At 69.1% G+C, this 20714-nt stretch carries 22 protein-coding genes; 9 read left to right on the top strand and 13 right to left on the bottom strand.

Features of this window, described 5'->3' with window-relative positions; all coding sequences use genetic code 11:
- Positions 1-31: 31 nt before the first annotated feature.
- Complete coding sequence (locus tag GUY59_RS31425; RefSeq protein ID WP_201761567.1) at positions 32-1297, bottom strand: serine hydrolase domain-containing protein; 1266 nt, start codon at positions 1295-1297, stop codon at positions 32-34.
- 447 nt (positions 1298-1744) lie between these two features.
- Between GUY59_RS31425 and GUY59_RS31420 the strand changes: the two genes are divergently transcribed.
- Positions 1745-2575, top strand: a complete 831-nt coding sequence (locus GUY59_RS31420) for a P1 family peptidase (protein WP_201761566.1) — start codon at positions 1745-1747, stop codon at positions 2573-2575.
- A gap of 94 nt (positions 2576-2669) precedes the next feature.
- Entirely contained in the window at positions 2670-3080 is a 411-nt protein-coding gene (locus GUY59_RS31415) for a VOC family protein (RefSeq protein WP_138203837.1), read from the top strand.
- A gap of 12 nt (positions 3081-3092) precedes the next feature.
- Here the strand turns inward: GUY59_RS31415 and GUY59_RS31410 are convergent, their stop codons facing one another.
- A complete protein-coding gene (locus GUY59_RS31410; RefSeq protein WP_161714791.1) occupies positions 3093-3530 on the bottom strand; it encodes a hypothetical protein in 438 nt (145 codons plus the stop codon).
- A 195-nt stretch (positions 3531-3725) separates the two neighbouring features.
- On the opposite strand from GUY59_RS31410, the gene GUY59_RS31405 reads away from it, so the two are divergent.
- Positions 3726-4061, top strand: coding sequence for a hypothetical protein (locus GUY59_RS31405; RefSeq protein ID WP_132339318.1), 336 nt, complete (start codon positions 3726-3728; stop codon positions 4059-4061).
- 61 nt (positions 4062-4122) lie between these two features.
- Here the strand turns inward: GUY59_RS31405 and GUY59_RS31400 are convergent, their stop codons facing one another.
- Entirely contained in the window at positions 4123-4980 is an 858-nt protein-coding gene (locus GUY59_RS31400; RefSeq protein WP_138203835.1) for an SDR family NAD(P)-dependent oxidoreductase, read from the bottom strand.
- 79 nt (positions 4981-5059) lie between these two features.
- On the opposite strand from GUY59_RS31400, the gene GUY59_RS31395 reads away from it, so the two are divergent.
- From GUY59_RS31395 to GUY59_RS31385, 3 genes are all read left to right on the top strand, one after another.
- Positions 5060-5623, top strand: coding sequence for a TetR family transcriptional regulator (locus GUY59_RS31395; protein WP_201761565.1), 564 nt, complete (start codon positions 5060-5062; stop codon positions 5621-5623).
- 50 nt (positions 5624-5673) lie between these two features.
- A complete protein-coding gene (locus GUY59_RS31390) occupies positions 5674-6606 on the top strand; it encodes a DNA-processing protein DprA (protein WP_161714790.1) in 933 nt (310 codons plus the stop codon).
- Between the two features lie 333 nt (positions 6607-6939).
- On the top strand, positions 6940-8322 hold the full coding sequence (locus GUY59_RS31385) for a hypothetical protein (RefSeq protein ID WP_138203829.1): 1383 nt from the start codon (positions 6940-6942) through the stop codon (positions 8320-8322).
- On the opposite strand, the gene GUY59_RS31380 is transcribed toward GUY59_RS31385, so the two are convergent.
- From GUY59_RS31380 to GUY59_RS31370, 3 genes are all read right to left on the bottom strand, one after another.
- Complete coding sequence (locus tag GUY59_RS31380) at positions 8271-8582, bottom strand: nitroreductase/quinone reductase family protein (RefSeq protein ID WP_289514134.1); 312 nt, start codon at positions 8580-8582, stop codon at positions 8271-8273. The two genes, GUY59_RS31385 and GUY59_RS31380, sit on opposite strands and share 52 nt — an antisense overlap.
- Positions 8582-9208, bottom strand: a complete 627-nt coding sequence (locus GUY59_RS31375) for a TetR/AcrR family transcriptional regulator (RefSeq protein ID WP_138203825.1) — start codon at positions 9206-9208, stop codon at positions 8582-8584. Before GUY59_RS31375 ends, GUY59_RS31380 begins: the two co-directional genes overlap by 1 nt.
- A gap of 86 nt (positions 9209-9294) precedes the next feature.
- Complete coding sequence (locus GUY59_RS31370) at positions 9295-10596, bottom strand: OmpA family protein (protein WP_138203823.1); 1302 nt, start codon at positions 10594-10596, stop codon at positions 9295-9297.
- A 286-nt stretch (positions 10597-10882) separates the two neighbouring features.
- Between GUY59_RS31370 and GUY59_RS31365 the strand changes: the two genes are divergently transcribed.
- Together GUY59_RS31365 and GUY59_RS31360 are read left to right on the top strand one after the other, a co-directional pair.
- Positions 10883-11911, top strand: coding sequence for a serine hydrolase domain-containing protein (locus GUY59_RS31365; protein ID WP_161714789.1), 1029 nt, complete (start codon positions 10883-10885; stop codon positions 11909-11911).
- A gap of 23 nt (positions 11912-11934) precedes the next feature.
- Complete coding sequence (locus tag GUY59_RS31360) at positions 11935-13068, top strand: serine hydrolase domain-containing protein (protein WP_138203819.1); 1134 nt, start codon at positions 11935-11937, stop codon at positions 13066-13068.
- Between the two features lie 4 nt (positions 13069-13072).
- Here the strand turns inward: GUY59_RS31360 and GUY59_RS31355 are convergent, their stop codons facing one another.
- From GUY59_RS31355 to GUY59_RS31345, 3 genes are all read right to left on the bottom strand, one after another.
- Entirely contained in the window at positions 13073-14263 is a 1191-nt protein-coding gene (locus GUY59_RS31355; protein ID WP_161714788.1) for a S8 family peptidase, read from the bottom strand.
- On the bottom strand, positions 14260-15108 hold the full coding sequence (locus GUY59_RS31350; RefSeq protein ID WP_161714787.1) for a hypothetical protein: 849 nt from the start codon (positions 15106-15108) through the stop codon (positions 14260-14262). The genes GUY59_RS31355 and GUY59_RS31350 overlap by 4 nt, the downstream gene beginning before the upstream one ends.
- Before the next feature lie 124 nt (positions 15109-15232).
- Positions 15233-16636 carry an MFS transporter gene (locus GUY59_RS31345; RefSeq protein WP_171055493.1) on the bottom strand — a complete coding sequence of 468 codons (1404 nt, stop codon included), beginning with the start codon at positions 16634-16636 and terminating at the stop codon, positions 15233-15235.
- 81 nt (positions 16637-16717) lie between these two features.
- Here GUY59_RS31345 and GUY59_RS31340 point away from each other — a divergent pair, with 81 nt between their 5' ends.
- Positions 16718-17137 carry a winged helix-turn-helix transcriptional regulator gene (locus GUY59_RS31340; RefSeq protein ID WP_138203813.1) on the top strand — a complete coding sequence of 140 codons (420 nt, stop codon included), beginning with the start codon at positions 16718-16720 and terminating at the stop codon, positions 17135-17137.
- Here the strand turns inward: GUY59_RS31340 and GUY59_RS31335 are convergent.
- The 4 genes from GUY59_RS31335 to GUY59_RS31320 form a co-directional block, all read right to left on the bottom strand.
- Entirely contained in the window at positions 17134-17814 is a 681-nt protein-coding gene (locus GUY59_RS31335; RefSeq protein ID WP_138203811.1) for a polysaccharide deacetylase family protein, read from the bottom strand. The two genes, GUY59_RS31340 and GUY59_RS31335, sit on opposite strands and share 4 nt — an antisense overlap.
- Before the next feature lie 80 nt (positions 17815-17894).
- Positions 17895-18602 carry a class I SAM-dependent methyltransferase gene (locus GUY59_RS31330; RefSeq protein WP_132339290.1) on the bottom strand — a complete coding sequence of 236 codons (708 nt, stop codon included), beginning with the start codon at positions 18600-18602 and terminating at the stop codon, positions 17895-17897.
- Between the two features lie 3 nt (positions 18603-18605).
- Positions 18606-19814 (bottom strand): glycosyltransferase, encoded by a 1209-nt coding sequence (locus GUY59_RS31325; protein WP_138203809.1) that lies wholly within the window; start codon positions 19812-19814, stop codon positions 18606-18608.
- Between the two features lie 114 nt (positions 19815-19928).
- The coding region (locus tag GUY59_RS31320) for a hypothetical protein (protein ID WP_201761563.1) at positions 19929-20714 on the bottom strand (786 nt) is incomplete at its 5' end.

Raw genomic sequence — 20714 nt, 5'->3', positions numbered from 1 at the left:
GCTCCCGGGGCCTCGGTCGGACCAACTGTGGTCACCGCTTCTTGGCGCACAGGGCCGTGTCGGCGGCCTTGATGACGCTCATCGCGGCCGCGTCGGCCGTGGGCAGCGCCGTGACCGCGATGGCGGCGGCCCTGCCGTCGTCGGTGATGCCGCCGCGGGTCTCGTAGCCGTCGATGTCGCCGCCGTGGCCCCACGCCACGCCGCCGCAGCTCAGCGGCATCTTCATCAGGCCGAGCCCGTACCTCCAGCCGCCCGGCATGCCGGGTGCCTTCACGGTCTTCTTCATGGCCTTGAGCTGCGCCGGCTTGAGCAGCTTGCCGTCCATCAGGGCGACCCAGAAGCGGTTCAGGTCGCTGGGGGTGGCGATGAGCTGACCGGCCGCGCCGCCCCACGACGGGTCCAGGTTGGTGATGTCGAGCAGCTTGCCGCCGGGCTTCCTGGAGCCGTACCCCGTCGGGTGGGGGTCGCGGATCGTCTTGACCTTCTTGCCCGGCCAGTACGTCTGGCGCAGGCCGGCCCGCTTGATGACCTGGTCGGTGATCGCCTTGCTCACCGGCTTGCCCGTGACCTTCTCGATGAGCAGGCCGAGCACGGTGTAGCCGGTGTTGCTGTACTCCCACTTCTTGCCGGGCGCGAACGACGCCTTGTGCGCGAAGGCGATCTTCAGCAGCTCCCGAGGAGAGCGGTACTTGTCGCGGGCGTCGAAGATGTTGGGCATCCAGCGGGTGTAGTTGGGCAGGCCGCTGGTGTGCTGCAGCAGGTGCCGTACGGTGATCTTGCGGCCGTCGCCGGACTTGCCGCGCAGCAGCTTCGGCAGGTACGTCTCGATCGGCTCGTCCAGCTTGACCTTGCCCTCGCCCACGAGCTGCAGCACGGCCACGGCGGTGAAGGTCTTGGTGTTGCTGGCGATGCGCACGTACCCGTCGACCGGCACCTTCGCCTTGGACCTGAGGTTGCCGACGCCGGCGGTGTAGTGGCGGGTCCTGCCCTTGCTGTCACGTACGGCGGCCAGCGCCCCCGGGAACTTGTACTTCTTGACCAGGCCGTTCAGCTGCTTCTGCAGGGCGTCGTTGCTGCGGTTGCGCTTGGCTTCCTTCACCTCTTGGCGCATCTCGTCCAGCTCGGCCCGTAGCTCGTCGGCCGGGTTGTGCCGAGGGGCGTTCGCTCCCACTTCGGGACCGGTCACCGCGGCGGCGGGGGCGGCGGCCACGCTCATCGCCGTCAGCGCGGACAGCGCCGCCACGGCCAGGCCGCGCACGCTCCGGGGGGTCGTTGAGGGGGAAGAGAGACGCGACATGGGAAAACGCTCCTGCATTCGGGGGTGGTGTCCGCTCCGGACATCAACCAGCATGCCGTCCGGGCCGATCCGCGAACGATCCCGCGCGCTGGAGTCGTGGGGTACAGCCTGCTGTACCCCACGAGCCTGTGGCGACGAGCCGCACCACTTCACGGCGGCATGAACGTCACGGCCGCCCGCGGACGGCAGTGGCGCCTGCCCAGGTTCGTGCTCGGTCGCCTCGCCCATCATCAGCCGCAGGTGCTCCACCGCGCGGGTGCGACGAATCCGGCCGCCCTTGTTGTTCCATGTGGCAAAGAGGAAGTCGATGGCGTTCTTCAGGGCGCCGGGGCCACCCGCATCGAGCGATGCTACGCCACCATAGGAATGACATGAACCACCCGCCTCACCCGCATCCCGGGCGACACTCGTGTACGGGCGCGTGACCTGGGCATCGCCGTCGGTACGTTGCCGACAGGACGCCTGAACGCGATCACCGACGTCGAGGGAGTCCTGGTAGGGCACACCACGATCGACAATGGCGCCGATCTCCATACGGGAGTGACGGCCGTCGTTCCCACGCAGCTGACCGCGGCACGGCCAGGACTGCCGGCCGCCGTGTGGACCGGCAACGGATACGGCAAGCTGATCGGCTCGACCCAGATGGACGAACTCGGCGTCCTGGAGTCTCCCATCGTCCTGACCGCCACCCTGTCGGCGTTCCGGGCGGCCGACGCCCTGCTCACGTACCTCATGGCGCGCCGCCCTGGCGGGCTGTCGTTCAACCCGCTCGTGGGGGAGGCCAACGACGGCTTCCTCTCCGACATCCGCCTCCGCCCCGTCACCGAACGGCATGTTCTCGACGCATTGGAGAGCGCATCCGACGGCCTGCCCGCGGAGGGCTGCGTGGGTGCCGGCGCCGGCACGACAGCCCTGGGGTTCAAGGCCGGAATCGGCACCGCATCGCGAACGCACCTCGCGGAGGGCGTCTCGGCGACGGTCGGCGTCCTGGTCCAGTCGAACTTCGGCGGCGTCCTGACCGTGCAGGGCATCCCGATGCCGGTCGAGCACGTCCTCGGCGAGCAGGACCGGGACGAGCCCTCCGGCAACTCCTGCATGATCGTGGTGGCGACCGATGCGCCGCTCGACGCCCGCCGGCTGGGCCGCCTCGCCCGTCGAGCATCTTCGCGATGGGACGGGTGGGAGCGTCGTACGCCAGTGGCAGCGGCTGACGGGCGCCTCATCCTCGGGTGTCGAGCAGACCCAGTGTCCCCACGCGGGAGCCCGCCTGCCTCGTAGCCCTCCTCGACCGCTTCCGGGGATGTCCGGCATGGTGAGCCCGGCTCCGTGTCGTCCGGTCATGTCGGCGTCGATACTGGCGTAATGTGCCGCTATGACTGGTGGGCCGGCTCGTTTCGGCGGGCGAGACGATGTCGTCCTGGTCGTGGTCCTCGACTGCGCCGACCTGGGCAGGGCAGCGGAGTTCTGGTGCGGAGCCCTGGGTTACACCGCCGATCCGGCCTCGCCCGGACCTTATCGGCGGCTCCTGCCCCCAGGGCGCAACGGCGTCGAGCTGCTCCTGCAACAGGTTCCGGAGCCGAAGACGGCCAAGAACCGGATGCACCTGGATCTGCGGGTTCCCGACCTGGAGGCCGAGGTGGCCAGGCTGGTGGCCCTGGGCGGGCGTCGCGTCACCGACGAGCCCATCAAGGAGGAAGGCTGGGCCTGGCATGTGCTCACCGACCCCGACGGCAACGAGTTCTGCGTGTTGCGGCCGCCGCCGGGGCGGCTCACCGAATCCTGACGGTCACGGCGCCTAGTGCGTGATCTTGATGACGGCCCTCTTCCCTTTGACGGCCACCACCTCGAAGCTGACCTCGTTGATGGTGCTGGGACCTCCTTGGTCCGGCGTCTGCTCCGACATGGTGAGCCGCATGCCTGATGAGGTGAACGCGTCGAAGGTGACAGAGCCGTCCTCGACGGTGACGTTGATCGGCAACAGCCCCCACCTGTCGGCCAGCCGGATCGTCTGCCCGTCCGAGACGAGCACCTCGCACTTCGCGTCCCGGCATGCCCGGAGCCTGGTGCCGTTCCTGGCTTTGGGGAGCGGCGTCGCCGTCGGCGACGGGGTCAGCGTCGGCGAAGGGGGCGCTGACGGCGGCGTCGCCGCGGGGGAGGACGGGGTGCCGGCGGGCGAGGCCGCCTCCTCCGGCGCGGAGCCGCAGCCGGCGAGCAGTACCGCCGCCGCAGTCACCAGCGCCGTCCTTCCGGTGCGTGCCCCTGGCATCTCTGCTCCCTTGCTCACTCGGACGTCGGGTGCCAGTGTCCCCCGGCGGCGCCGGGACCCCTCCCGCCGGATACGCGATAGAAAGATTGTGCCCCCGTTGATCGGATGAAAGGGAAGACCGTGCACAGGAAGGCCATTTCCGCCTTTACCCTCGCGTGCGCCATGGTCGTGACGCCCGCCGTGGCCGCCGCCCCCGCCGCCGCCTCGGCCAAGCCCAGCTATCGCAGCTGCTACGACGGGAAGTGCAAGTTCACCTTCTCGAAGGCCGTGAGCTTCCGCATCTCCAAGAAGCGTTACGGCTTCTCCAGGGTGTACGTCTCCAAGGAGCACGTCGGCGGCATCTTCGACCAGGACATGGTCGTGGTACGGGGTCCCGGCTCGACGGCCTCCCTGGGCGAAAACGCCCGGGGCAACATGCGCATCAACGGCAAGAACGCCCTCTCGTTCCGCGTGCTGGCCATCACCGGCAAGGGCGCCACCATCCGCTTCACCGGATGACGTCCTGACGACCCGGCAGCCGCGTCATGGCCGGCGGTGCGGCTGCCGGGGTCGGGGGATGTCATATCGTTTCCCTGGTCAGGTCCTCGCACAGGGCCCAGATCGTGTCCTGGTTGCGCCGGTCGAGAACGCTGGCCGGCCAGGGGGCGGGTCGGCAGTTCATAGTGAAGTACGTCCCCGTCACGCCTTCCACGTCGCCGCTGGAGGCGAGGTACACGCTGGAGCGGGACGGCTTGCTCAGGTCGCCGAAGAGCCGCGGGGTCAGGGCCCGTAGCAGCGGCACGATCGGACGGTACACGTAGGGAAAGCCGGCCACCGTCATCGCCTGGTTCATCGGCGTGTGGCCGTGGCCGGGGTAGGCGACGTTGACCGTGACGCCGCTGCCGGCCACCTGCTCTGCGAAGCGCAGGCTCATCGCCATCAGCATCGTCTTGGTGTGGTTGTACTGGCTGAACGTCCACCCCAGGTAACGCCGCTCCCCCTGTAGGTTGTCCAGCTCGATCCGGCCACCGGGGATGCCTCCCGTGATGTTGACGACCCGGCCGCCGAGCAGGGGCAGCAGGAGTCGGGCGAGCGTGAACGGCGTGAGCACATGGGCGGCGAAGGTGCTCTCCACGCCGTCCTCTGTGAGGGTGCGGCGCGGCGGGTGCGTACCGACGTTGTTGATCAGTACGTCGAGCCGGTCGCACCGTTCGGCGACCTGGGCGGCGAGCCTGGCGAGGTCGCGTTGCCCGGTCACGTCGGCGGCGATGGCCTCGACCCGGCCGCTACCCGCGCCGAGCTCGTCCGCTGCCCGCTGCGCGCGTACGGGATCGCGACCGACCAGGATCACCCGGGCGCCGCGGGCGGCCAGCCCGCGCGCGGTCTCCTTGCCTATGCCACCGGTGCCGCCGGTGACGAGGACAGTCTTGCCGTCCATGAGATCCACCACCTTTCAGAGCAATGAAACAAATATGACACCGAGTGCCACATATGGCAATCGGTGTAGGATGGCGGACGTGGAAGGTCTTCGGGATCGCACCAGACGCGCCGTACGCGCCGAACTGGCCGGACGGGCGCTCGATCTGTTCGCCGAGCGTGGCTTCGACGAGACGACCGTCGACGACATCGCCAGGGCCGCCGGCATGTCGAAACGCAGCTTCTTCCGCTATTTCCCCACCAAGGAAGACGTCGTGTTCGGTGAGATCGAGGCGATGGGCGAGCAGGTCGCGCACGAGATCGCCACCCGCCCACCGCAGGAACAGCCGTGGGAGTGCCTGCACACGGTGCTTCGCGGCTGGGAGGCGCGCATCAACGCGCAGGTCGACGCGATGCGGCTCATCGAGTCCACGCCCGCGCTGCGCACCAGGCTCCTGCAGAAGCGCGACGAGGCCCGCACCCGCATCATCATCGCCCTGGCCGACCGCGGGATGCCGCCGCTGGAGGCGGATCTGGCGGCGGCAGCGGCGGGCGCGGCCCTCGACGCGGTGGCCCGCGAATGGCTGCGCACCGGCGGCACCGTCGACCGCCTCACCCTGGTCGACACAGCCTTCACCATGCTCCGCCCGGCATTCCTCAGCTGAACGTTGACCGTTCCCCCATGATTAGTGCAGGTGTTCGATCGCAGGATGACGTGGGCGGCTCGGACCACTCTGTGGGTGTGGGCTATCGAGACGACAGGGAGCGCGCCGCGACAGTGGCGCTGCTTCGCCGTATCCCCACGGAGAAGGGCGAGCGTGAGCTCGTTCAGCACCTCACCGAAGGTGCCTCGGCGGAGGCATTGCTGCGTGACAGGCTTGCCCCCGTCGACCTGTTCTCCGACCCGCTGGAAGAAGCGATGACCCGGGCGAACGAGGAGATCGCCTCATGGGAGCGGAGCGGCATCCACGTCATCACCTTGGGATATGACCGCTACCCATACCGGCTGCGGGATGTGTTCGATCGACCTCCACTGCTGTTCGCCCGGGGGACGGTCCTGGAAGAGGACGACGGGGTCGCTGTGGTCGGCTCACGGTCGGTCTCATCGCAGGGCAGGTCGGTGGCGGCGGAGCTGGCCGTACGGCTCGTGGAACGCGAGCTCACGGTGGTGTCAGGCCTCGCAGCAGGCGTCGACACGGCTGCGCATCGGTCCGCGCTCGGAGCAGGCGGCCGGACGGTGGCCGTCATCGGCACGGGCATTCACCGATATTTCCCGGCGGAGAACCGAGACCTTCATCGCGAGGTCGCCGACCGAGGCGCCGTGTTCTCCCAGTTCTGGCCGGACAGGGCGCCGGACAAGTCGACGTTCCCGCCGCGCAACGGCACGATGTCCGGCTACAGTCTGGCCACGATCATCGTCGAGGCGAGCGAGAGAAGCGGGACACGCATCCAGGCGCGCAAAGCCGTTGAGCACGGTCGTCCTGTGATCCTGATGCGTTCGGTGGTCGATCGCACGGAGTGGGGGAAGGCTACGGCGAGCAAGCCCGATGTCCACGTGGCGCGCGATGTCGACGAGGCCATGGTCATCGTCGACGATCTGCTCCGCCGGCCCAAGCAGCTTGAGGACCTTCTTTCCAGGATTGGCTGACACACTTGGCGGAGACACTCCCGCAGCTCCAGGACATGATTCGCGAACGTCTTGGCGCGATCATGACGAACCCGCTCCGGTTGCAGAGCGTCACATGCGATACCTGCACTGGGCCTGTTTCTCCGCAGTACACGAGGTGTTACCGCTGCACCCTCGATACGAGGCCGGGCGGTGTGCCCGTTGCGCAGCGGGTCGTGCCGAGGGCCCACTGGCCGGACGTGGGCGGCGGGTCACAGCGGCGTCATACCGGCGCTATACCGGGGACTTCTATGCTGACCGCGTTCGTCCACGGATCTTGCTGAAGGGAACCCGGTGTCCCGTTCTGTGCTTGTCATGGTCGTCGCGTTGATGGTGTCGATGCTCCCCGGTGTGACCCACGCGCAGGCCCCCGGCGCATTGGGGACCGCAGGGAACCTCATACGGGAAACGGAGCCGCGGGCCGACGGGATCAGGCATGTCGACACCGAGCTGATGATCGCGGGGTTGAAGGCCATCAAGGCCAACACCTACGTCTTTCCTATGGCCGGCGACAACGTGCACTGGGAGGACCTGCGTAACGAGTTCCTCCCGGCCGCGGCCGCCGCCGGGATCAACGTCTGGGTGCTGGTGTACTCGCCGAGCCAGGCGGGCTGTTGCGTCTCCCGACCGTACAAGCACGACTACGTGGCATGGGCGCGCGAGATCGCCACGCTCTCCAGGACCCACCCGAACCTGATCGGCTGGACCGTGGACGACTACGCCTACGACCTCAAGACGTTCACGCCCGAGTACGTCAAGCAGATGCGCGCGGCCGCCAGGGCGATCAACCCGTCGTTGAGGTTCGTCCCCACGGTCTACTACAGCCAGTTCACCGACGCGTTCATCGCCGAGCAGATCCCGTTGCTGGAGGGAGTGATCTTCCCCTTCAGGGACGAGCCGCACCGGGACACGTCCTGGACATGGAACCTGTCGTACCAGGTCAAGCAGCTCGCGCAGCGCCTTCCCGGCACGGACGTCTACCTGATGCCGTACGCCCACCCGCTGAGCCACGCGGCCCAGAAACCGACGGTCGCCTACGTCGAGGCCGTCACCAAGAAGGGCCTTGAGCACGTCCGCACGGGGGAACTGTCCGGGGTCCTGCAGTACAAGCTCCCCTTCGTGTCCCGCGACACCGGGTGGACCCGGCCCGCGAGCGACAACCTCGCCCGCACCGGCAACGGACGGCTGAGCTTCGTCGTTCAGACGAAGACCGTCACCAAGGCGGGGATGTGGTGCAGTGCAAGCCGTCAGGCGCAGCTCACGCCCGGTGCCGGCACGTACGGCGTGAGCTTCTGGCACGGGGACGATCGGGGCCCTGACAGCCCGGCCGGCTACCACGTGAAGCAGCTCCTTCTCAACGGCAAGGTGGTTTGGCAACAGGACGTCGCCGCCAACGACCACGCGTGGCAGAGGGCCACGGTCGACCTGACGGCCGAACTGGCCGGGGCGAACAGCGCGAAGCTGGAGTGGCGGCTGTACGAGCGCAAGGGTGTGACCAGCTACTTCACCGACGTCAGCGTTGACGACATCGTGGCCACGGGCCTGCAGTTGAGCGACCCGGGCGTGGAGAACGCCGTCACCTGGACCGCCGGCCTGGCCCGGCAAGGGGGCCCGGTCTACTGCTCCGCCCAGGTCTACCACCAGAACTACGGTGCCGATCTCGGCGCGCGGATCGCCACGATGTACGCCGCCGGATAGTCACGGACGCACCGATCCGGGCTGAGCGGGCGGCACCCGTGCCCGGAGAGCCGGGCCCGTCGCCACCAGAGCTGTTTCTCGCTGCCGGACACTTCGCGCGCCTTGAACTGCCGGGTCACCGCGCCGTCCTGAAGCTCGATGACGGGGTCGGCGAGCACGCTGGCGTACCAGTGTGGGTTGGTCGCCATGCCCGCCTTGATGGCGACGGCGGCGTAGTGTCCCTTGTGCTCGACACGCATGACGAGTGTCTTGCGACCGATCAGTCCGTGCAGAGCTGGGCGCGCAGGGTGTCGTGGGCCCAGCGCTCGAACCGTTCGGGTGTCCAGCCGCGGTCGCGGACGAACACCAGGTAGAGGTCGGGGCTGAGCACGCCGTACAGCAGGTCGGCGGCGTCGGGGACGTCCGGACGCGCTCCCGGCTTGGCCATCAGGCTGTCCGCGGCGGTCCGTGTCACCGTGTAGCGCGGATCCCGTTCGTCGGGCCACATGTCGGCGATCTCCGGGTCGGTGGCCACGGCGATCTCCAGCACCTTGGTGATCGGAGCCACCCGTTCCAGCACGGCCCGGGTGCCCGCGACGTGCAACCGCAGGTGGTCCTGAGCGGTGGCGGCGTCCAGCGACTCGCGGAACCACGGCCGGTCGAGGGTCGCCACGGGACGGTCGTCGCCCGCGATCGTGACGTCGACGAGCTCCTTGAGCAGGCGGCGTTTGTTGCCGAACACGAAGTAGACGGTCTGCACCGCCACGCCCGCCCTGTCGGCGATCTGCTGCAGCATGGTCGCGCCGTAGCCCTGCGCCACGAACAGCTCCCCGGCGGCCGCGAGGATCCGGCGCCGGGTCTCGGCGGACTTCTGCGCCTTCTTGTTCGGCTTCCTGCCCTCGTTCACGGGAAGCAAGGCTAGCCGAACTCTAGAAGCAGACTACGACTTGACGGGCACATCGGGGAAGGTGCCGTACGGCCCGGCGTCCAGAGTCAGCGTGGTGACCCCCGGCGGCGGCGGTGCGTAGTAGGCGTAGATCCGGTAGGGGACGTGCTCGGCCCAGGCGAGCCCGTATCTGCCGGTGATGTCCGGGGTGGAGACGTAGGTGTAGCCCCCTCCTCGTCCGTGCCGTACTTGCCGACCCGGACGATGCGCTGGCGTCGCTCTGAGGCCGGGTCGACCCACGTCAGGCCGCCCCAGATGGAGCCGGGCTGCTCGCCGTCCATCCGCGGGCTGATGTTGAACTCCCAGCCCCCGGTCTCATTGACGATCTCGTAGACGCCGACCATGAAGGCGCCGTCGCGATAGGGCTGGTGCACGCGGAGCAGCCAGCCGTCCTCGTTCTTGCGCTCGGCCACCGGCTCGCCCAGCGCCTCCTGGAAGGGGGCCGGCCGGCCCGAGGCCGGCGCCGTGCTGGTCCCAGGGCTGGGTGCGGCGGTGGTCTCCGTCGCCTGCTTGATCTTGTACGACACCTCCACCCGCCGGTTCTTCGCGCTGGCCCTCTTGTCGTCCGAGCCGCCTTCCTCCGCGACGGGCTGGGTCTCCCCCTTGCCTTCGGCCTTGTACCGGTAGTCGGTCCCCAACCGCCGGGAGAGGTGGGACTCCACCGACTTCGCACGCCGCAACGACAATCGCAGGTTGTACGGGTCGTCGCCCTTGCCGTCGGTGTGTCCGGTGATGGTCACCGGCGGCTTCGACGGATCGGCCCGCCGCCCGGTCTCCTCCGCCACGTCGTCGAGCACGCGGCGTGCCTTCGCCGAGAGGTCGGCCTTGTCGAAGGCGAACAGCACGTCGGCGCGCGGGGCGATGCTCTCCTCGTCGGTGCCGGTCGATTTCTCATGCGCGCCCTCCTCCACCGCGTACAGGTCGGAGTAGTTGGGCGTGGAGCCTGGCTCGGGCGGGTCCACGGCGAGCACGACCTTGGTGCTCGGCTTGTCGTCGCCCCAGGACGTGGTCGGCAGCGGCGTCGGGCTCTGCGAGATCTCACCGTCGGTGACCGGGATCCCGGTCATCTCCCCGAGCGTGCAGGGTGCGATCACCGTGATCTGTTCGGCCGACTCCGGGAGCGGGTCGTAGTAGACGTCGGTCTCGTAGCGGATGTCCTTGGAGTACCAGCCGAACTGTTCGAGTTGGTGGGTGCTCTTGGCCCCGGTACAGGCGGCGTCCGACGGGGTCCAGGAGCCGGAACGCCCGGAAGTCCGACTGACCGAAGAACGCCATGCTGTGGAACTTCTCGGCGCCGTCGAGGCTGATGGCGAGCCGGAGTCGGGTGTGCTCGGCCTGCCGTTCGACACCGACGACCTCCAGACGTACACGTGTGCGCAGCGATCGTCTGACAGGTATACGGGATACCCGGTTTCGCAACAAGGGTCCTGACTCCGACTACGGGCTAGGCGTTCGCCGCCCGGAGGCAGGATGGTCACCCTCCCACACGAAACAGGGAGGAAACAGCCACTGCGCCATAAAGGACGGCGAGGGAAGCTGGCGCCCGCCGGGGCCGGGCTCGACCCCGGCCCCGGCAGTCGTGCGCCACCCCGGGTGACCTCTCACCGCCGGACCGCGCGATCTGAAGGAGACATCGTGAAACGTACGACGGCCGCACTGGCGTGTGCCGTGCTGCTGGTCCACCCCGCCCCCGTCTCCGCCGAGTCCAGGATCGGGGACGTCCAGGAGGCCATGGAGGAACTCGCGAAGGACGCCGGCGTGGTGGGCGTCATCGGCGAGGCGTTCCACGACGGCCGGCGCGTCGGCCGCGGCTCGGCCGGCTCCCGCCTGATCGGCGGCAAGGGCGGCAAGATCCCCTCCGACTCCCGCTTCCGGGGCTGGTCGCACACGAAGGGCATGACCTCCGCCGTGATCGCGCAGCTGGTGGAGGAGGGCAGGCTCTCCCTGGACGACAAGCTCGCCGACCTGCTGCCGATGGTGGTGGAGAAGGACCTGGTGGAGCGGGCCGGCGAGATCACCGTGGACCACCTGCTCAAGCACACTTCCGGGGTCCCCGACTATGGCGGGAGACTTGACCTCTTCGACCTCACCTACCATTCTCCGATCGATCTGCTGAAGGTCTCACGAGGGCTGCCGCGTGAGCAGGATCCGGGGGAGAAGTTCTCCTACTCCAGCACCGGCTACATCCTGCTCGGCCTGATCATCGAGAAGGAGACCGGTGAAAGCCTGCACGCGGCCTTCGCCGAGAGGCTCTTCAAGCCGCTGCGCATGACCGGCACCTACCTGCCCACCAGGCCCACGCAGCGCATCAAGGGCCCGCACGGGCACGGCTACTACCCCGACGACAAGGGCAGGCTGCGCGACACCGACCGGCAGAACGCCACCAACGGGTGGGCGGCGGGCGGCGTCATCTCCACCGCGAAGGACCTCGCCGCCTTCTGGCGGTATCAGGCCGGGAAGCTGCCCCCGAAGGATCAGCCCGGCACGTGCATCGCCGTCTCCGCTGTCGGGTCGGGACCGGGGTCCATCGCCTACCTGTTCACCACGCAAGACGGCCGGCAACTCGGCGTGAACGTCACCCTGAAGGTTCCCAACACCGAGACCGGCGACCTGCCGGAGAAGGTGCGGCAGGCCGCCGAATCACTGCTCTGCCCCGCACAGTGACGGGCTCATCGAAAGGAAATATCGTGAATCGTGCGACAGTGAAGGGTCTGGCCGGGTTGGCCTGCGCGATGCTGACGTTGGGGGTCGCAGCACCCGCCGCCGCGGCCGCCGCGGACCGGCCCCGGCCGGGCGACGTCCAGAAGGCCCTGTCGCAACTGGCGAAGAACAAGGAGATCGTCGGCGCGATCGGCGCGGTCTACGTCGACGGCAGGAAGGCCGGCAAGGGCTCGGCGGGCACCCGCCTGCTGAACGGCAAGGGCGGCAGGATCCCCGCGGGCGCCCGCTTCAGGGTCGGCTCACAGACCAAGCTGATGACCCAGGTCGTCATCATGAAGCTGGTCACCGAGGGCAAGCTCTCGCTGGACGACAAGCTCAGCGACCTGCTGCCGGTCGTCGTGGAGAAGGACCTGGTGGAGCGGGCCGACGAGATCACCGTGGAGCAGATGATCCACCACACCTCGGGCATCCCCAACTGGTACACGCCGCAGCTCGTCGACGCCTTCGACTTCGACACCTACTACCCGCCGCTGGAACTGGTGAAGAAGTCGCGCACGGTGGAGCGGACGCAGGAGCCGGGGGAGAAGTTCTCCTACTCCAACACCAACTACATGCTCCTCGGGCTGATCATCGAGGACCTCACCCGCCACTCCGTGTCCCGGGAGTTCGAGCGGCGGATCTTCGATCCTCTCCACATGGACGACACCTACCTGCCCACCAAGTGGCCCGGCGGCATCAAGGGCCCGCACGGGCACGGTTACCACCCCGACAAGAACGGCAAGCTCCACGACGTCGACCGCCTCAACATGAGCTACGGCTACGCCGCCGGGGGCGTCATCTCCACCACCGACGACCTCAGCGACTTCCACCGCGCCTTCGCCAGGGACAAGATCCTCACCAAGCGGGAGAAGGAGGCGCTGAACGCCGGTCGCCCCGCTCCGGAGCCCCCGTCGGGAGACAAGCCTGCCGACCCGCGCGTGTGCGGCGAGTACGGACTTGTCAAGGGCGGCTCGTCCGGGTTCAGCGCACTCACCTACAACTCACCTGATGGCCGCGTGCAGTTCGTCCTGTCCGCCACACTGGGCACTGCCAACACCAATCCCGCCATCGACCCGCTGGTGAAGAAGGCGGCCGAAGCCGTCCTCTGTCCCGAGACCTAAGGGGTCAGGCGCGCCGCCGCCGTACCAGGAGGAAGGTGCCGGCGAAGCACAGCAGCCCGATCCCTATGCCCACGCCTCCGATGACCAGGTATTCCTGGTCGAGCGGCGGGTGGGCGATGGGCGAGTCGGCCGGCCCGTCACCGAAGTGTTTCTCTCCTTCGTAGGCTGCCGCCTTCGCCTCGGCGCCCTTGGTCGTGGCCGCCGCCCGTACCGCACGGTCCGCGTTGACCATGCCGTGCCCGAGGAACAGGGTGTAGCCGTTGCGGGGCTTGGTGGCGGTGTGTACCAGGATGTCGCGTACCTGCCGTGGGCTCAGCTCGGGATTGCGCGACAACATCAGCGCCACCGCGCCCGCCGCCAGGGCGCACGCCGGTGAGGTGCCCTTGATCATCCGGTATCCGCCGTCGTTGGCGGCGCTGCGGATGTCGACACCCGGCGCGGCGATCGTGTTGTACGTGTGCACCTGCGAGAACTCCGCGCGCCGCCCCTGCGGGCTGACGGCGGCCACGCCGAGTACCCCGGCGTACCCGGCGGGGTAGGACACCACGTTGTTGGCGTCGGTGGCGAGGCGGTCGGTGGATCCGCCGTTTCCTGAGGAGGCGAGCACGACGACGCCCTTGCCCGCGGCGTAGTCGACCGCCGCGGCGACGTCGTCGAGGTAGTCGTTGAAGCCCGCCCATTCGTCGGTGCCCAGGGACATCGAGATGACCTTGGCGCCCTTGTCGACCGCGTAGCGGACGGCTCGGGACACCGACGTCTGCATCGGCAGGAGCTCCTTGTCGAACGTGCCGCCCTTGCGCCACTTCTCCCACTGCTCCTCGATGCGTTCCCTGCCGGGGTCCTCGTGGTCGAGGATGACGCGCAGGGACAGCACGCGGGCCTTGGGGGCGACGGACAACACGTTGGAGGCCATCGAGGTGCCGTGCTCGCCCCAGTGCGGTTCGCCTTTCTCGGCGCCGAAGCGGATGAAGTCGGGCCCCGAGGTGACCCGTCCTCTGAACGACGGATGGCTGGTCACCACGCCGGTGTCGAGCACCGCGACCGTGACGTTCTCGCCCTGGCTGGTCCGGTGGGCCTCCGGCACGTCCATGGCGTTGAGCTCCCAGCCGGCCGGCGCGGCGGCGTGGGCGGGCACTGCCGCCGAGAGCAGCATCGGAACGGTCAGGAGGGCTGCGACGGTCGTCCTGCGGATCACGGTCTCGCCTTCTGGATCTGGTCGTTCAGGTGGGCGGTGGCGCTCTCGGCGAGGCCATCGGCTATCTCGCCCCAGGGGGCGCGGTCGATGCGCTGATCGCTCTCGCGCCTGCCCCACGGCTGCGGAAGCTTGCCGGCGCGACGCCCGTCGGCCGGTCCTGAGGTCACCGCGACGAAGAGTGTCGCGGTCGAGGCGGCGCCGCTCCCGGCCCGCGCTCCGTCCGTCCACGAGACGCCTTTCGCCGGCAGGGCCCGCACGCCGTAGTCGCGCTTCTCGCGCTGGGCCTCGTACAGGATGGCGTCCAGGTCGTTGCCGGAGTCGTCCGCCGGGAACACGACGATGGCGATGGTGGCGGCGGTCCCTCCCGTGCCGTCGACGTAGGTGGCGCGGAGCACCGTCTGGCATCCCCGCTTCTTCGCCTCCTCGGCGAGCAGGCCGGCCAGCGCCTTGCCGCAGGAGGTCTCGGGCGAGACCGCGGCCCGCGTCCAGCCCCCGCCTCCGTCCTGCTTCTCGCCGCGCCGGTCCGGGTCGCGCATGCCGATCGCCGGGGGGAACAGCGTCTCGACCGGCAGGTTGCGCCACAGGTTCTTCGCGTACCGCTGGTTGAAGATCTCCTGGTTGCTGTTGGAGAACGCCTGGGCGATGACCCCGGCGCCCGCGAGCGTGCACAGTAACCCGAAGAGGGAGATGAGCACGCCGAGGATGATCCGGACCGGCCCGGGACTGCGCCGCCGCGGGCCGGGCGGGGGCGGCGCACCTGTCCACGGCTGCTGCTGGTGATGGTGGTACGGCGGCTGCCGGTATCCGGGTGGTGGCGGCTGTTGCCCGCCTGGCGGGTAGCCCATGGTGGCTCCTGTCGCGTGGCTTCGCGACCAGGGGCGCGGGTACGGTCAGTTCGGCAACGTTGCGTCCCCCGATCGCTTGACGTGCACATAGCACTTTAGCCACATTCTTCACACAGTGAGCAATTCACACCGGGACCGGCTGGTCCTCCCGCGCCGGCTCCTCGCGGCGGGGCAGCAGCGCCAGCGCGGCCACCAGAGCCAGTGCCGCCAGCACCGTCGAGCCGAGGAACGCCGCCCGATACCCCGCGACGAGCGCCTCCGGCGCGGTCGAGCCGCCCGACACGGCGGCGGCGACGGTCACCAGCCCCGCGATGCCGACCGAGATGCCCACCTGCGTGGTCACGTTGAACAACCCCGACACCATCCCCGACTCCGACGGCGACGCCTCCGACGTGGCGGCGACGGTGGCCGCGCCCACGAGGAGGCCGAAGCCGAAGCCCGTCAGCACTTCGGGCCCCAGCAGGCTGGGCACGTAGCCGCTGCGCACGTCGATCCGCAGGTAGAGGGCCGCACCCATCATGATGAAGACCAGGCCCGCGGCGGCCGTCGTGCGCAGGCCGTACCGGGTGAGCACGCGCCCCCCGAGGAACGAGGCGGTCAGCGCGATCGTCACGGGAATGGCCACCGTCGCCAGCCCCGACTGGGTGGGGCTGTAGCCGAGCACGATCTGGGTGTAGAGGGCCAGCAGGAAGGCCACCGGCTGCATCGCCGCCGCCACCAGGAACATCACGGCGTTGCCCGCGCGGAGCGTGCGCCTGCGGAAGACGTTCAAGGGGACGAGGGGGTTCGCCGAGCGCCGCTCGATGGCGAGGAACGCGACGATGAGGACGACCGCCAGAGCGCCGAGGCCGAGCGTCCTGGCCGAGGCCCAGCCTGCCTCCGCGGCGCCCGTCAGGGCGTAGATGAGCAGGCCCAGCCCAGCGGTGGAGGTGATCGCGCCGGCCAGGTCGAAGCCGCGTACGGGCTCCTCGGCGCGTACGGCGGGCAGCAGCACGAGCGCCAGCCCGGCCACGACCAGCCCGATCGGCGTGTTCACCAGGAACACCGACCGCCAGCCGAACCAGTCGGTGAGCAGCCCGCCGAGCACCGTGCCCACCGAGGCGCCCATGCCTCCGACCGCGCCCCACAGGCCCATCGCCTTGTTGAGCGCGGGGTCGCCCTTGAACAACGCCATCACGAGCGACATCCCCGCGGGCGCGACCAGGGCGCCGGCCAGGCCCTGTGCGGCGCGTACGGCGATCAGCACTCCACCCGACGAGGCCACGCCTCCGACCAGGGACACCAGCGCGAACAACACCATCCCGGCGATGAAGATCCGCCGCCTGCCCACGTAGTCGGACAACCGCCCGCCGAGCAGCAGCAGCCCGCCGAACACCAGCGCGTACGCCGTAGTCGTCCACGACAGGTCCTGTGCCGTCATGCCCAGCTCCCGCCCCATGGGCGGCATCGCGATGCTCACGATGGTCGAGTCGAGGATCAGCACGAACTGGGTGGTGGCCAGCAACGAGAATGCGGCCCATCTGTTCATCACGGCCAACTTTCTAAGGACACGATCTGTAACAGTGGCCATGATGTGTGACTATGGAAGAACCCGGAAGAAGGCACTTTCATGTCCCAGAGGAACACCGCTGTACCATCCGAGCTCAAGACGCTGGACGACGCGGAGGCGATGATCGCGCACGGCGTCTGCCCCATCCCGCCGCGCGAGATCCTCGACAAGATCGCCGGCAAGTGGGCCATCCAGGTCATCGTGGTGACCTCACGCGGGCCGGTGCGCTTCACGGAGCTGGAGCGGCTCATCGAGGGCATCAGCCGGCGCATGCTCACCCTCACGCTGCGCAACCTGGAGCGCGACGGGCTGCTGGAGCGCACCGTCTATCCGACGGTGCCGCCCAAGGTCGAATATCGCGCCACGCCCATGGCGCTGGAGCTCTATGAGGCCATGCTGACGCTCACCAACTGGTCACGCCGGCACAGCGCCTGCGTCGCCGCCTCCCGCGAGCGTTATGACGCGCGCCGGAGCGGCTAGGGGTAGCTCTCCCCGGCGACCGGCCTCTTGCCGCCCCGCAGCAGCGTCGGCACCGTGACCAGGTGGTAGCCCCGCTTCTTCAGCTCCTTGACGATGCCCGGCATGGCCTTCGCCGTGGCCGGGACCACGTCGTGCATCAGCAGCACGCCGTCGCGCTTGGCCAGCCTCAGCACCGCCGCCTTGATCTTCTTCGGGTCACGCAGTTTCCAGTCGAGCGTCGTGCCGCTCCATAACACCTGCGCGAGGTCCGTCTGACCGGCCAGCGCCAGCACCCGCTCGTCGGTGTGCCCGTAGGGCGGGCGGAACATCGCGGGCCGGTGCCCCGTGGCCTTCCGGATCGCGTGCTGGGTGAGCTTGAGCTCGTCGATGATCCGGTCGTCGTGGTAGGACGGCAGCGAGATGTGGTCGTAGGTGTGGTTGCCGATCGCGTGCCCCTGCGCCAGCACCTGCTTGGCGATCTTGGGACGTTTGTCCACCTGCTTGCCCACCAGGAAGAAGGTGGCCTTCGCGCCCGCCTTCTTGAGCGTCCTGAGCACGGCGGGCGTGGTCGCGCCCGGCCCGTCGTCGAACGTCAGCGCCAGGCACTTGACCCGTTTGCAGTCGACGGCGGCCTGAGCCGGAAGAGCGGTCGTGGAAGTCAGGGCCAGCGTGGCCGCGAGCAGGGGGGTGATCACCACAGGGACAGCCTAGAGCCAATGCCGCTCCCGGAAGTGCCGCTCGCACATCACGTTCCCGACACTGTCCTCTTACGAGGTCCTCATACGAGCCGGGCACGCAGGAACAACGTCACGCCCTTGCGCGAGCCCACCGGCAGATACCGCTCGGCGCGGACGACCGCCGACAGGCCGGCGTTGACGAGGAACGGCGTCTTCTTCAGGTCGCTGCCCGCGGACCGGCGCCGGTGCCGCAGCACGAGCGGGCGCAGCAGGACGTTCCAGCTCCACACCCGGTCGATGGTCAGCCCGGCCCTGCGGACCACGCTGATCAGCGACTCGCGCCCGTAACGCCGTACGTGGCCGACGGCGTGGTCGTGCGCGGACCACAACGCCATGTCGCTCGGCACCGCGATCAACGTGTGCCCGCCGGGCGCCAGCACCCGGGCGATCTCCTCGGTGACCAGGTGGTCCTCGCGGATGTGCTCCAGCACGTCGAACGCGGTCACGAGGCCCATGCTGCCCGACGCGAACGGCAACGCCCTGGCGTCGGCGTGCACGGCCCTGAGGCCGCGCTCCCTGGCCAGTTCGACCGCCGTCTCGCTGTAGTCGGTGGCGGTGGCGTCCCAGCCGGCCTCGACCAGCACCCGGGTGTTGCCGCCGCCGGCGGCGCCGATGTCCAGCGCCCGTCTCAACGGGGGACGCCGTACGTCGAGTTCGCGCAGTTCCCTGCGCAGGATGGCGCGGCGCTCGCGATACCACCAGTGGGTGTCCTCGAGCTCGATCAGTCGGCGGATCTCAGTCGTCTCCATCGATCATTTCCTCGGGAAGACCCAGCGGTCGAGGGCCGTGAAGCGGATGAGGGTGAGCAGGCAGTACGTCGCGGCGACCACGCCCACCTCGGTCAGCCGCCCGGAGCCCGGGGGCACCTTGAGCACGGCCACGGTGGTGATGGCGTAGTTCACCAGGAATAGTAGAACCGCTCGGAAATGCACGGCGGTGCGTTTCCTGAAGGTCCATCGGCGGTTCGCCTCGATGTTGATGATTCCGGTGAGGACGAGCGCGCCGAGATTCGTCATGGCCGGCGACCACAGATCACGCAGAGGGAGGTAGATCAGCGTATACAGAATGACGGAGAAGAGGCCTATCGCCGCGAACGACAGGAATTTCGCCAACGTCACCGCCCGGGGCCGGCCGACCACCGCGTCGGGATGCGTCGGCCTCGGCTCCGACCGCCGCACCGCGACCGAGGCCCGGCCCGTCGACATCGACCAGGCGACCCTGGCCAGCCCCTTCAGGTCGTCGATCGCGGTCCGCACCACGCGCACGCGCGAGTCGGCGTCCTCGATCCAGTCGACCGGCACCTCGTGCACCCGCAGCCCGTTGTGCTCGGCCAGCAGCAGGAGTTCGGTGTCGAAGAACCACGCGTCGTCCTCGACCTTGTCCATCAGCGGCCGGACCACGTCGGCCCTGGCCGCCTTGAACCCGCACTGGGCGTCACTGAACCGAACCCCGAAACCGTACCTGAGCAGGGCGTTGTAGGCGCGCGAGACGATCTCGCGGCGCAGCGAGCGGTGGGTGCGCGCGCTGTGCGCCAGCCGCGTGCCGATGGCGATCTCCGAATGCCCGCTGGCCACCGACGCCACCAGCGGGAACAGGGCGTCGAGATCGGTGGACAGATCGACGTCCATGTACGCCACGATGTCGGCAGGGCTGTCGCGCCAGGCGGCCCGCAGCGCCGCGCCCCTGCCCCTGACGTCGAGCCGGCGAGCGTGCACCAGGTCGAACTCCCCGGCCAGCGCGGTGGCGAGCGCCCACGTGCCGTCGGTGCTGCCGTTGTCCACGATCGTGATGCGCCACGGCAGGGGGAAACGTTCTTCGAGGAACCCGGCCAGCGTGCGCACGCAGCCCGGCAGCGCGCGCTCCTCGTTGAGCACGGGGATGACGATGTCCACCCACGCCAGCCGGTTGGCGGCGTCGTCGGGGAGGCGGGGGCGCGGCTCCAGGGCGGCACGCGTGTTCATAGAATCCCCATCCGTAGCTCGTGGCCGTGGCTCCACGAAAATGGTGCTGGGGATGTCGAGCGGGACGGGCTCGGTTTCTCCTCATCGTTCCAGGAAAGGGGATTATCTTTACCCTCAGAAGAGCCTGTAGACCGACGAACTCTCGTTCCGGAAACGCAACTGAGCGAATCTCTCCAGCCTACGATTACTATCGGTGAAAAGCCATTTGACGCCATATTTCTGGGCGAGATGCCGGACATTCTCCGCCGTCGGCCGCCGGAACACCGCGTCGTTCGCCGCCAGCCGCACCGGGTCGGCGAACGGCACATCGAGGTAGGACGCCCGGAACAGCGGGGTTCGCGACAGGGTGCTCTCGGCGTACGCCCACCCCTCCACCAGCACCCGCCGCTCCGTGAACCCGGCCACCCAGTAGTGCCTGCTGTCGCACGCCGACTCCGTGACCTGTCGGCAGTGCAGGTCGGTGGCCACGACGTCACCGGGCGACGAATGGTCGCGCAGCCACCGGCCCGCCTCCATCGCCCCGTCGGGGATCTCCCGCGCCCGCTCGCCCTCCTCGGGCGAGACGTGCGCGGCCACGTCCCGCGCCGACTCCGGCAGCGCGTACCCCATGAGCAGCGCCACCACCGCCAGCCCGAACCCCCGCCGCCACACCATCAGCGCCGCCGCCGCGAGCATCGTGTACGGCACCGCCACCGCCGTCAGCACACCGCCCGCGACGTCGAGCGACGAGGCCAGCAGCGCGGCCCCCGCGCCCATCCCCACCAGGCAGGCCACGAGCGGCCACGGCACCCGCCTGCCCGACTCGCCCGCCGCGAGCACCCCGCACACGGCGGCGATCGACAGGTAGGGGCGCGCGCTTTCGAGGAAGTACAGCTGCGACAACGACGGATGCCCGAACAC

Origin of the sequence: Nonomuraea sp. K271 (assembly GCF_009908215.1) — a bacterium.
Lineage (GTDB): Bacteria > Actinomycetota > Actinomycetes > Streptosporangiales > Streptosporangiaceae > Nonomuraea > Nonomuraea longispora.
This window is presented reverse-complemented; position numbering and strand designations above follow the sequence as displayed.